Annotated in this window: 9 protein-coding genes; 3 read left to right on the top strand and 6 right to left on the bottom strand. The window is 74.6% G+C overall.

The features are described 5' to 3' along the window. Window positions 1–71: 71 nt before the first annotated feature. Together BLS21_RS04080 and BLS21_RS04075 are read right to left on the bottom strand one after the other, a co-directional pair. Entirely contained in the window at window positions 72–1,538 is a 1,467-nt protein-coding gene (locus tag BLS21_RS04080) for a sugar porter family MFS transporter (RefSeq protein ID WP_245700043.1), read from the bottom strand. A 248-nt stretch (window positions 1,539–1,786) separates the two neighbouring features. Then, window positions 1,787–2,566 carry a DeoR/GlpR family DNA-binding transcription regulator gene (locus tag BLS21_RS04075; protein ID WP_175479409.1) on the bottom strand — a complete coding sequence of 260 codons (780 nt, stop codon included), beginning with the start codon at window positions 2,564–2,566 and terminating at the stop codon, window positions 1,787–1,789. Window positions 2,567–2,760: 194 nt separating this feature from the next. On the opposite strand from BLS21_RS04075, the gene BLS21_RS04070 reads away from it, so the two are divergent. Next, window positions 2,761–3,978, top strand: a complete 1,218-nt coding sequence (locus tag BLS21_RS04070; protein ID WP_091214179.1) for an FUSC family protein — start codon at window positions 2,761–2,763, stop codon at window positions 3,976–3,978. A 164-nt stretch (window positions 3,979–4,142) separates the two neighbouring features. Here the strand turns inward: BLS21_RS04070 and BLS21_RS04065 are convergent, their stop codons facing one another. Then, window positions 4,143–4,535: a tautomerase family protein gene (locus BLS21_RS04065; RefSeq protein WP_091214178.1), complete on the bottom strand. Its 393-nt coding sequence runs from the start codon at window positions 4,533–4,535 to the stop codon at window positions 4,143–4,145. 280 nt (window positions 4,536–4,815) lie between these two features. On the opposite strand from BLS21_RS04065, the gene BLS21_RS04060 reads away from it, so the two are divergent. Then, on the top strand, window positions 4,816–6,240 hold the full coding sequence (locus BLS21_RS04060; RefSeq protein WP_091214174.1) for an NAD(P)/FAD-dependent oxidoreductase: 1,425 nt from the start codon (window positions 4,816–4,818) through the stop codon (window positions 6,238–6,240). 22 nt (window positions 6,241–6,262) lie between these two features. Here BLS21_RS04060 and BLS21_RS04055 read toward each other — a convergent pair whose 3' ends face one another. Together BLS21_RS04055 and BLS21_RS04050 are read right to left on the bottom strand one after the other, a co-directional pair. After that, window positions 6,263–7,048: a TIM barrel protein gene (locus BLS21_RS04055; RefSeq protein ID WP_091214172.1), complete on the bottom strand. Its 786-nt coding sequence runs from the start codon at window positions 7,046–7,048 to the stop codon at window positions 6,263–6,265. Beyond that, window positions 7,045–8,067, bottom strand: coding sequence for a Gfo/Idh/MocA family oxidoreductase (locus BLS21_RS04050; protein ID WP_091215085.1), 1,023 nt, complete (start codon window positions 8,065–8,067; stop codon window positions 7,045–7,047). Before BLS21_RS04050 ends, BLS21_RS04055 begins: the two co-directional genes overlap by 4 nt. 123 nt (window positions 8,068–8,190) lie before the next feature. On the opposite strand from BLS21_RS04050, the gene BLS21_RS04045 reads away from it, so the two are divergent. Further along, a complete protein-coding gene (locus BLS21_RS04045) occupies window positions 8,191–9,231 on the top strand; it encodes a LacI family DNA-binding transcriptional regulator (RefSeq protein ID WP_091214170.1) in 1,041 nt (346 codons plus the stop codon). Between the two features lie 9 nt (window positions 9,232–9,240). Here BLS21_RS04045 and BLS21_RS04040 read toward each other — a convergent pair whose 3' ends face one another. After that, entirely contained in the window at window positions 9,241–11,499 is a 2,259-nt protein-coding gene (locus BLS21_RS04040; protein WP_091214168.1) for a cytochrome P450, read from the bottom strand. Between the last annotated feature and the right edge of the window lie 88 nt (window positions 11,500–11,587).

Genomic DNA, 11,587 nt, shown 5'->3' with positions numbered 1-11,587 from the left:
CCCCGGACGCGCCGGCGCCCGCCACCCCCGGGGAGGACCGGGGGTGGCGGGCGCCTGTGGGGCCGGGGTGCTCAGCCGCCCCGGACGCCGGCCGGGGCCTCGTGGACGAGGTGCGCGGCGTCGTGCGTCCGGAAGTCGTCCTCGAGCTCCTCGAGCGTGCGGCCGCGGGTCTCGGGGGCGAACTTCCTGGCGAAGAGCCACGAACCGACGTTGATCAGCGCGAAGAGCCCGAAGGTCGGGGTCGCGCCCAGCGCGGCGACCAGCGGCGGGAAAGCGAAGGAGATCGCCGCGTTCACCGTCCAGAGCACGAACACCGCGATCCCCATCGCGAAGCCCCGGATCGTCATCGGGAAGATCTCCGAGAGCAGCAGCCACACCAGCGTGCCGATGAACGTCTGCACGAAGAAGACGACCAGCAGCATCGCCGCCAGGATCAGGTAGCTCCGGAACGCCGACTCGGGGAGCAGGAACGACAGGGCGAGGACGGCGTGCCCGGCCGCGACCCCGGTGAACCCGGTGAGCAGCAGGGGTCGGCGGTTGTGCCGCCCGATGAGGACGATGCCCAGGACGGTCCCGATGATCGCCACGACCCCGACGGTGATGGTCAGGATCAGCGATGCGCTCGCCCCCAGGCCGGTCGACTCGAGGATGGTCGGTGCGTAGTAGTTCACCGTGTTGATGCCGGTCGCCTGCTGGATGGTGGCCAGGCCGCAGCCGATCCACAGGATCCGGCGCATCCACGGGTAGGCCCGCAGGTCGCGCATGGCCGCGCCCTTGTCCTCGCTGACGTCGCGCTGGGCGTGCGAGGCGATGATGGTGTACTCCTCGGCCGCCTCCGCCGGGGCACGGCCGAGCTCGAGGACGCGCCGGCTCTGGTCGAGCCGCCCGCGCACGGCGTACCAGCGGGGCGAGTCCGGGAGGAAGAACATCCCGACGAACAGGGCCACCGCGGGGATGGTGGCGACGCCGAGCATCCACCGCCAGACGTGCGGGTCCTGGATGACCGCGTCCAGCAGCGCGTTCATGGCGAAGGCGAGGAACTGGCCGGTCACGATCATCAGCTCGTTGATCGTCACCATTCGCCCGCGCCGGTCGACGGGTGCCATCTCGGCCAGGTAGAGCGGGCAGGTCACCGCGGCGGCGCCGACGCCGAAGCCGAGCAGGATCCGGCCGATGGTCATGACCACCACGTTGGGCGCGATCGCGCAGATCAGGGCACCGAACAGGAACAGCCCCGCGCAGACCAGCAGGCTGCCCTTGCGGCCGAGGGCGTCGGCGAGCTTGCCGCCGAGGAGGGCGCCGAACGCAGCCCCCGGGAACAGCAGGGAGCTGACCACGACCGCCTCGCTGAGCGGGGTGAGGTTCAGGTCCTCGCCCATGTACAGGAGGGCACCGGAGATGACCCCGGTGTCGTAGCCGAACAGCAGGCCGCCGAGCGTGGAGATGACGGTCAGCTTGATGAGGAAGCGGTTGTTCGCAGGTGAGCGCTGCGCACCGGCGGACGTCCCGCCGGAGTGGCCGCCGTGGGAGGAGTGCATCGCCGACATTGGCGCCTCTTCTCGGGATCAGGCCGGGTACGGCCTGGGATGCGGAATGACTGACAGAGCGGTGGCACGCCCAGCTCCCGCCGTTCTTCGATCGGCGACGCTAAGCGGGCAGAATGGCGGGTTGCAAGACGCGTGCGTGTTCGGGATCGCACATTCGCGGGTGCATGTCGCACATCCCGGTTCAGGGCGCGCGACGCCGGAAGAGGACCCGGCGACGAGTGCTGGCCGGACCCGAGCGCTCAGGCGCCGACGACATGAGCGACCACCCCCAGCCGTCCCAGCGCGGCGTCGAGCCCGGCGGGTGGCCGGCGGTCGCAGACCACCGCCGTCAGCCGGTCCAGCGCCCCGGTGAGTGCCGGCGCGGAGGTCTCGAACACCTCGCGGGTGACGACGAGGACGACCTCGTCGGCGATGTCCATGAGCCGGCGCTGCACGCTGGCCTCCGCCGGCGACTGCGCGTACAGGCCGCGGGAGTCGACGGCGGCCGGCGACACGAAGAAGGTCCGCGCCCGCAGCTGGGCGAGCGCGGCCTCCGTCGTCGGCCCCAGGAAGGCCGACCGCGCCGGGAGGTACTCGCCGCCCAGCGCGACCACCCGCCCCGCGCGCTCCCGGGTGAGGAACGCCAGCGCGGGCATCGAGTGGGTGATCACGCAGCCGGTGAAGGACCCCGGCAGGGCCCGGGCGATCGCCACGCCCATCGGGCCGGCGTCGACGGCGACGGTGTCCCGGCTGCCGACCAGGCCGGCGGCGTGCTGCGCGACCCGCTCCTGGTCCTCGGTGTGCTCGGCCTCCGGGAACGCGGCCCGCCGCAGTTCCCGCGGAGCGAGGCTGGCCCCGCCGTGGACCAGCCGCACCCGGCCGGTCGCCTGCAGGTCGTGCAGGTCCCGCCGGATCGTCATCTGGGAGACCCTGAGCTGCCGGGCCAGGTCGGCGACGGACAGGAAGCCGACGGTCTGCAGCGTGGTCAGGATCCAGGCCCGCCGGTCCGGCGCCCCGCGGCGCGGTCCCGGGGCGGTCACGGCCCGGCCCCCGGCTGCCCGTGCGGCGCGGTTCCCCCGCGGCGAGCCGGTGCGCCGCAGCCCCCAGCACCACCGAGGATGGACCGGTGACTCCCTGGCGCCGACGGGTCGGGCGACCCGTCCGAGGTCGCGCCGCCGCACTGGTCCGCCTGGTCCGCGGACGGGGCCGCACGGCCGCCTTCCGTGCGGCCCGCATGACGGGGGCGACGGTCGCCGCCTTCCTCGTCGCACAGGCGGCCGGGCTGCACACCCCGCCGCCCCTGATCGCCGCGCTCACCGCACTGCTGGTGGTGCAGGCCACGCTGAGCAGCACCCTGGTCAACGGTGTCCAGCGGGTGCTGAGCGTCGTGTCCGGGGTGGCCCTGGCGGTGCTGTTCGCCGCCGTCGTCGGGCTCACCTGGTGGAGCCTGGCGGCGCTGGTCGCGGCGTCGATCCTGGTCGGTCAGCTGCTCCGCCTGGGTCCGCACCTGGTGGAGGTCCCGATCAGCGCCATGCTGGTGCTCGGCGCGTCGGGCGCGGAGTCCGTCGGTGCCGGCCGCGTGGTCGAGACGCTCATCGGGGCGGCCGTCGGCGTGCTGGTCAACGTGGTCTTCCCGCCGGCGGTGCAGACCCGGTACGCCACGCAGGCGCTGGAGAGGTTCGCCGACGAGATCGCCTGCCTCCTGCACGACGCGGCCTCGACCCTGCGCGCCGGCCCCGTGACGCCGGAGCAGTCGACCCGCTGGCTGGAGGACGCCCGCCGGCTCAACCGGCACGCCCCGCGGGTCGACCGGGCGCTGGCCCACGCCGAGGAGAGCCGCCGGCTCAACGTCCGCGCACTGCGGGTCCCGCCGGTGGGCGGGGGGACGCGGACCGGCCTGGACGCCCTCGAGCACGCCTCCGTGTCGCTGCGCACCCTGTTCCGGGCGATCGACGACGCCACGCGGGAACGGACCGGCGTCGAGGAGGACCCCGGGTACGCCGACATCGTCCGCCGCACCGTGGCGAGCCTCCTCGAACGCATGGGCAACGTGGTCCGCGAGTTCGGTCGCGTGCTGGTCACGGAGGCCCGGGACGACGACGGGGCCCACGACGACGGGGCCCACGACGACGGGGCCCACGACGACGCCGGACCGGACCGGCTGGCCGGGGCGCTCGAGGCGCTGCGCAGTGGCCGGGCGCTGATGCAGGACCTGCTCATCGGGGACCCGCGCAGCCACTCGGGTCTCTGGGAGCTCAACTCGACCCTGCTGGCGACCATCGACCGGATGGTGGAGGAGTTCGCGGCGGTCGACCGGTCGCCGGCGCGGCGGGCCGCCGACCCCTCCCGGGCGCGGCGTGCCGCCGTGACGGCGGGACAGCGGCTGCGCATCGCCCGCCGGTCGCCGGCCGGTCAGGGGGCCGGGGCGCTGTCCCGGGAGGACGTCGGCTGATCCCGCGCCGGCCACCGGGACGGCACCGGACGTCGGCGCGCTCGACGGCGCGGGTGCGGACACGTGCTCCCTCCTGGGGACGTGGACGAGCGGGACGGAGGACGGGCGGCCCCGTCCCGGGTCCCACCCTGAGCGTGCGGAGGGTGGGTGGACGGGGTCCTTCTTCAGAGGTCGCCCTCGAGGAACTGGGCGCGCCCCAGGCCGAAGGACCAGTCCTCTCGGGTGTTCGAGGCGACGGAGACGATGAGGTCGTTGGATCGCAGGCCGGCGGCCTCCTCCAGCCGTCGCGCCAGCCCGGCGTAGAGCGCCCGCTTCTGGTCCTCCGAGCGCCCCTGCTGGAAGACCTGCAGGACGACGAGGTCGTCGGTGCGCTCGATGCCCAGGCCGGTGTCCTCGCAGATCAGCTGCCCGGGGCGGTGCTCGGTGATCACCTGGTACCGGTCTCCGGGCGGTGCGGCGAACACGTCGAGCATCACCTCCTGGACCGTGTCGGCCAGGAGGCGGAGCTCGTCGGGGGTGCGGCGACCCTCGACGACGTCGATGCGGACGAGCGGCATGGCGGACCCTCCGTGGGTGGCAGGCGAGCCGGCGTGGCGAATGTCACCACGACTATGTCAGGACATTAAGACTTAGTCGAGAGGTGATCCGGACCGCCCAGTCCGCCCGCGCGGGCGGCGCCGGTCGTCGCCGGGTGCTGACCAGGGGGCCGACGCCCTAGACTCCGGGCCGGTCCGCCGCCGCGGGACACACCCGCCGGGGTCCACCGCGGGACACGACGAGCCGGCGGCCGAGGAGGGGCCCGAGCCCCTCAGCGGCCCGGCACCAGGGGGTGGCGCCATGGGAGCACACACGACCGGCAGGCACCGGGTCGTCGTCGTGGGGGGCGGCTTCGCCGGGCTCAACGCCACCCGCGCCCTCGACCGCGCCGACGTCGACGTGACGCTGGTGGACCGGGCCAACCACCACCTCTTCCAGCCGCTGCTGTACCAGGTGGCGACGGGCATCCTGCCCCCCGGACTCATCGCGCCGGCGCTGCGCAGCGTGACCAAGCGGGAGCGCAACGCCCGCGTGCTGCTCGCGGACGTGCAGGACCTCGACCTGGACCGCCGGGTGGTCAGCGCCCGGGCACCGGACGGGCGGGAGCTCGACCTGCCGTACGACACCCTCGTCGTCGCGGCCGGGGCGACGCACTCCTACTTCGGCAAGGACCAGCTGGCCGAGTACGCCCCGGGCATGAAGACCATCGAGGACGCCCGGTACCTGCGCGACGGGATCCTGGCCAAGTTCGAGATGGCCGAGATCGCCACCGACCCCGCCGAGCGGGCGGAGTGGTTGACGTTCGTGGTGGTCGGGGCCGGGCCGACGGGCGTCGAGCTCGTCGGGCAGATCGCGGAGCTGGCCCACACGGTCCTGCCCCGGGACTACCGCTCCGTGGACACCCGCCAGGCCCGGATCATCCTGCTGGAGGGGGCCGGGGCCGTCCTACCCCCCTTCGCGCCCAAGCTCCAGGCGTACACCAAGAAGCGCCTGGAGGAGATGGGGGTGGAGGTACGGCTGAACACCCTGGCCGTCGACATGGACCACGAGTCCATCACGGTCAAGGGACCGGACGGGCTCGAGACGATCCGGACGCGCACCCGCATCTGGGCCGCCGGGGTCCAGGCCTCGCCGCTGGCCCGGGTGCTCGCCGACGAGGCCGGCGTCGAGACCGACCGGGCCGGCCGGATCCCGGTGGGTCCCGACTGCACCGTGCCGGGACATCCCGAGGTCTTCGCCATCGGCGACATGGCGTCGCTGGACAAGCTGCCCGGGGTGGCCCAGCCGGCCATCCAGGAGGGCAAGTACGTCGCCCGGGTCATCAAGGACCGTCTCACCGGCCGCCAGACGCCGCCGTTCCGGTACTTCGACAAGGGCACCATGGCCACGATCGGCTACCGCTCGGCGGTCGCGGACGCCTTCGGGGTGAAGGTGACCGGCTTCCTGGCCTACGTCATGTGGGTCTTCATCCACGTGATGTACCTGGTGGGCTGGGGCAACCGGCTCGGCGCCATCTACACCTGGGCCCGCGCGCTGTGGCTGTCCCACAACCGCGGCAACCGGATCATCGCCCTCGACACGGCGCGGCAGGACGTCGCCGCCGACCGCACCGGCCCGGTGCGACCGCCGGCGATCCTGCCCCGGGACACGCCTCCGGCCGCTCCTCCTGCGCCAGCTGCAGAGGAGGCCATCCCCAGCACCCCGCGGGAGGCCGGCAGCGCCTGACCCGGGCAGCGGGGCGCCGGGGTCAGGCGGCCGGGGCGTAGGCGGCGCGGAAGCCCTCCAACGCCGCGACCGGGTCGCCCGACGCCCAGCCCTCCAGGGCGACGACGCCGTCGTAGCCGAGCCGCGCCAGGGCGGCGGCGATCGCCGGGTGGGAGATCTCCCCCGTGCCCGGCTCGCACCGGCCGGGGACGTCGGCCACCTGGACCTCCCCAGCCAGCGGCAGCGCCCGCTGCACCAGCTCGATCAGGTTCCCCTCGCCGATCTGGGCGTGGTACAGGTCGAGGTTGAGCCGCAGGTGCGGGCTGCCCACCGCCTCCACCAACGCGATCGTGTCGGCGGCGCGGGCGAACGGCGTGCCCGGGTGGTCGACGGCGGTGTTGAGGTTCTCCAGGGTGAAGACCCGCCCGGCCCGCTCCCCCAGCGCGGCCAGCCGCTCCAGCGTGCGGGCGGCGGCGAGCCACATCGCCGGGGTCACCACCTCGGCGGGGACGACGGGCAGGCCCCGGCCGTCGAGCCCGGTCCCGTGCACGTTCAGCCGCGGGCAGTCCAGCCGCTCGGCGACGGCGAGGGACTGCTCGGCCGTGCGCAGCAGCTCCGCGGCGCCGTCGGGGTCGGCCAGGGTGCCGGTGACGTAGCCGGTCATCGAGGAGAACGTCGCGCCGCTGGCGGCCAGCCCGTCGACGTCCTTCGCCGTCCAGTCCCAGATCTCCACCTCGAAGCCGAGGTCGGCGATCCGCCGCACCCGCTCGGCGAACGGCAGGTCGAGGAAGAGCATCTCCGCCGACGCGGCCAGGCGGTACGCCGTCACTTCTCCACCTCGTCGATCCGCACCGGGCGGCCGGAGCGCACCGACTCCGCGGCTGCCAGCGCGATGGCCAGCGCCGCGCGGGCGTCCTCCCCGGTCACCGGGGCCGGGGCACCGGCGCGGACGGCCTCGACGAAGGCGCCCAGCTCGGCGGTGTACGCGCCGGGGAACAGCTCCTGGTCGCCCCGGACCGTCTCGACCAGCCGGCCGGCGGGCCCGGAGAAGGCCAGTCCGGTGCGCCGCCCGTCACCCATGGTCGCCATCCCGCCGGAGCCGAGGACCTCGCCGCGGACGTCGTAGCCGTAGGACGCCTCGAAGCACGCCTCGGCCACCGCCGTCGCGCCGTCGTCGAAGCGGACCGTGACCACCGCGGTGTCCAGCAGGCCGCGGTCCCGCCAGCCCGGTTCGACCAGCGCGTCGGCCACGGCGTACACCTCGACCGCCTCGGCGCCCGGGTGCAGGAAGCGCAGGGTGTCGAAGTCGTGGATGAGCGTCTCGAGGAAGATCGTGTCCGGCAGCACGCGCGCGGGGTCGAAGCCGCCGGGGTCGCGGGTCAGCGAACGCAGCAGCCGCGGGGTGCCCAGCGTGCCGGCGTCCAGCAGCGCGCGGGCGCCCCGCCAGTCGGCGGCGAACCGGCGGTTGAACCCGACCTGCAGGACCACGCCTGCGGCGCGGGCCGCGTCGATCGCGCGGTCGGCGTCCGGGAGGGTGACCGCCATCGGCTTCTCACAGAAGACGTGCCGCCCGGCGCCCGCGGCGGCCACCACCAGGTCGGCGTGCGACCGGGCCGGCGCGGCGATGACGACCGCGTCGACGTCCGGGTCGTCCCACAGCTGGGCCACGTCGGTGTACGCCCGGCCGGCACCGAGCGCACCGGTCAGCCGCTCGGCGGCACCCGGCGCGGGGTCGGCCACGGCGGCCAGCCGCGCGTGCGGCAGCCGCAGGGCGAGCGTCTCCGCGTGGAAGGCGCCCATCCGCCCCGACCCGATCAGGGCCACCCCCACGGTCCCGTTCGTCGCCACGGTCCCCATCGCGATCTCCCAGCCCTAGAACGTTCTAGACCGCCTCAGCCTGACGTCCGGCGCCTCCTCCGTCAAGGGGATGTCTCTAGAACGTTCTACTGTGTCCGACGCTAGGCTGGCCGGGTGCCCCCTGCCGGACCCGACCGGAGGCCGACCCTGGCCGACGTCGCCGCCCGGGCCGGCGTCTCCACCGCCCTCGTGTCGATCGTCATGCGCGACGTGCCCGGGGCCAGCGTCGCGACCCGCGAGCGGGTGCGGCGCGCCGCGGACGAGCTCGGCTACCGGCCCGACGCCCGCGCCCGCCTGCTCCGCAGCTCCCGCAGCCGGCTGCTCGGGGTCGTCTTCGGGGTCCAGCACGCCTTCCACGGCGACCTGCTGGCCGGGTTGTACGACGCCGCGGAACAGGCCGGGTACGAGCTGGCGCTGAGCGCCGTCACGCCGGGACGCGGCGAGCAGCGAGCGGTCGACAGCCTGCTGCGGGACCGCTGCGAGGCGCTGGTGCTGCTCGGGCCCTCGTCGCCCACCGCGCACCTGAGCGGCCTCGCCACCCGCCTGCCCGTGGTGGTCGTCGCCCGGTCCGTGCGGTCCGCCGCGGTCGACGTCGTCCGGACCGCCGACGACGAGGGCATGCACCTGGCGCTGGACCACCTGGTCGGGCTCGGCCACTGTGACGTGGTGCACGTCGACGGCGGTCGGGCACCGGGCGCCGCCGAGCGTCGGCGGGGCTACCGCGAGGCAGTCCGCCGGCACGGCCTCACCCCACGCGTCCTGCCCGGCGGGCTCACCGAGGACGACGGCGCCGCCGCGGCGCGCACCCTCCTGGCCGGGCCCCTGCCCGGTGCGGTCACGGTCTTCAACGACCGGTGCGCCCTGGGCCTGCTCGACGTCCTCCGCCGGGCGGGGCGCACCGTGCCCGGGGACGTCAGCGTGGTCGGGTACGACGACAGCCGGATCGCCCGGCTGTCGTCGGTCGACCTCACCTCCGTCGCCCAGGACGTCGAGCGGCTGACCGCGCTGGCCGTGCGGCGGGCCCTCGACCGGCTGGACGGGGTCCCCGTCGAGCAGCGTGAGCTCGTGGTCCCGCCCCGGCTCGTCGTCCGGAGCACCACCGCCCCGCCTCGCTGGAGCGGCCGTTCCCGCGGAGACGGCCGCGCCGGGCGGTGAGGGGGCCGACTACAGGTCCAGGACCAGGCGGTCGTCCCGGGCGCGGGAGACGCAGATCATCATGCAGTCGTTCGCCTCCCTCTCCTCGTCGCTGAGGACCGAGTCCCGGTGGTCGGGCCTGCCTGCGAGGACGGCGGTCTCGCAGGTGCCGCACGTGCCCTCCGTGCAGGAGGACAGCACCCCGATCCCGGCCTCCTCGACGACCGACAGGATCGAGCGATCCGGCGGCACGGTGAGGGTCAGCTCGCTCCGCTCGAGGACGACCTCGAACGCCTCCGACCGCACCGGCTCGGTCAACGGCCTGGCCGCGAACCGCTCGACGTGCAACGCACCGGCCGGCCAGGCGGCGCACCGCTGCTCGACGGCGGCCAGCAGCGGCTCCGGGCCGCAGCAGTACACGCGGGTGCCCGCCTGCGGCGTGCCCAGCAGCCCGTCGAGGTCGAGCAACCCGGTCTCGTCCTGCGGGCAGACGGTCACCCGGTCGCCGTGCTCCGCCAGCTCGTCGAGGAAGGCCATCGAGGCCCGCTGTCGGCCGCCGTAGACGAGCCGCCAGTCCGCGCCGGCGGCCTCCGCGGCGCGGATCATCGGCAGGATCGGCGTGATGCCGATGCCGCCGGCGATGAACAGGTAGCGGGGCGAGTCGACCAGCGGGAAGTTGTTGCGCGGCCCGCGCACCCGCACCACGTCCCCGGGCCGCAGCCGCTCGTGGACGTGGGAGGAGGTGCCCCGGCTCTCCGGCTCCCGCAGGACGCCCACCCGCCACACGTGGTGGTCGGCCGGGTCCCCGCACAGCGAGTACTGCCGGGTGGGGGCCCCCTCCAGCGCGGGGTCGTCGAGCAGCAGGTCGACGTGCGCGCCCGGCTCCCACGGCGGCAGGGGGGTGTCGTCGAGCCGCCGCAGCGCCAGGGTGACCACTCCGTCGGCCACCCGGCGCTTGTCCTCGACGCGGACGTCGGCCTCGAACTCGCTGGCCACCACCGTCACCGACGTCGTCCGGTGCTGCACGGTCTCCACGTGCGCCGGGTGGCCGTTCCCCCGCCGGGCCTCCGTGGAGACCGCGAAGGACAGCGGCAGGCGGTCCCAGACGTACATGTTCGGCGTGGTCTTGTAGCGCCTCGGCGACCCGGCCAGCGTGTAGTCGCCCAGCACCGGGAGCGCCTCCTCCAGGGCGACCTTGGCCTCGAGCCGGGCGAGCGGAGCGCCGAGGCACCCGTGCCGGCCCTCCCCGAAGCCGAGGTGCCGCATCCGCCCCCGGGTCACGTCGAAGCGGTCGGGGTCGGGGAACTGGCGCTCGTCGCGGTTGGCCGCGCCGTAGACCAGCACCACCCGGCCGCCCTCGGGGATGGTCACCCCGTGCAGGGTGACCTCCCGGGAGGTGGTCCGGCCGACCAGCTGCAGCGGGCTCGAGTGGCGGATGGTCTCCTCGACGGCGTCCGGGATCAGCGACGGGTCCCGGTGGAGCAGCTCCCGCTGGTCGGGGTTCTCGGCGAGCAGCTTGAACAGGGAGCCGGTCAGCCCCGCGGTGCTCTCCACCCCGCCGAGGAAGAGCACCATCATCAGGCCGAGGATCTCCGACGCCGGCGTGAGGTGTTCGTCGGCGAACGGCCGGCCGTCGATCTCCGCCCGCACGAGGGCGCTGACGACGTCGTCCCGCGGGTGCGCGCGCCGGTCCTCGAGCAGGTCGACGAAGTAGCGCTGGATGCCCTCGGTGGCGGCCCGGGCGACCGGGGTGAGCCGGGGGTCGTCGGGACGGCGGTCCTTGAGCTCGTGCACCCAGCGGTCGAGCTGTGCACGGCCCTCCTCCTCCGCACTCGGCAGCCCGAGCACGGTGAAGAAGACCTCGTTGGGCATCGGCCAGGCCAGCTCCTGGGCGAGGTCGACCGCGCCCCGGTCCCGCCATCGCGCCACGAGCCGGCGGACGACGTCGCGGACGGCTCCCTCCTTCTCGGCGATGCGACGCGGCAGGAAGTGCGGCTGGATGACCGCACGCACCTGGTCGTGGCGGGGGTTGTCGATGTCGGGCAGGAACCCGGGGCCGCTCTGGTCCTTGGCGGTGTCGTCGATGTCGATGCCCTCGTAGCTGAGGAAGGTGTCCGGATCGGTGGCGGCAGCCCGGACGTCCTCGAACCGGGACAGCGCCCACCAGTTCCACTTCTCGCTGTAGAAGACCGGCGCCTCCTCCCGCATCCACCGGTACACGGGGTACGGGTCGGCCTGGAACTCCGGGCTGAAGGGGTCGTACTCCATCGCGGTCGGGGCGGTGGTCATGTCGGTCTCCGCGGTCGCGTGAGGTGGCCAGGACGGCGCGACGGCGCCGGCGCGCCGGACGCTTTGAAGCGCTTCAAACGCCAGGGTG

The organism is Geodermatophilus siccatus (assembly GCF_900103785.1).
In the GTDB taxonomy this organism is placed as follows: domain Bacteria; phylum Actinomycetota; class Actinomycetes; order Mycobacteriales; family Geodermatophilaceae; genus Geodermatophilus; species Geodermatophilus siccatus.
This window is presented reverse-complemented; position numbering and strand designations above follow the sequence as displayed.

What these genes read in the sequence shown, in the direction of transcription:
- BLS21_RS04080 (WP_245700043.1), bottom strand. Translation starts at nt 1,538, where the DNA reads ATGCACTCCTCCCACGGCGGCCACTCCGGCGGGACGTCCGCCGGTGCG.
- BLS21_RS04070 (WP_091214179.1), top strand. Translation starts at nt 2,761, where the DNA reads ATGACGGGGGCGACGGTCGCCGCCTTCCTCGTCGCACAGGCGGCCGGG.
- BLS21_RS04065 (WP_091214178.1), bottom strand. Translation starts at nt 4,535, where the DNA reads ATGCCGCTCGTCCGCATCGACGTCGTCGAGGGTCGCCGCACCCCCGAC.
- BLS21_RS04060 (WP_091214174.1), top strand. Translation starts at nt 4,816, where the DNA reads ATGGGAGCACACACGACCGGCAGGCACCGGGTCGTCGTCGTGGGGGGC.
- BLS21_RS04040 (WP_091214168.1), bottom strand. Translation starts at nt 11,499, where the DNA reads ATGACCACCGCCCCGACCGCGATGGAGTACGACCCCTTCAGCCCGGAG.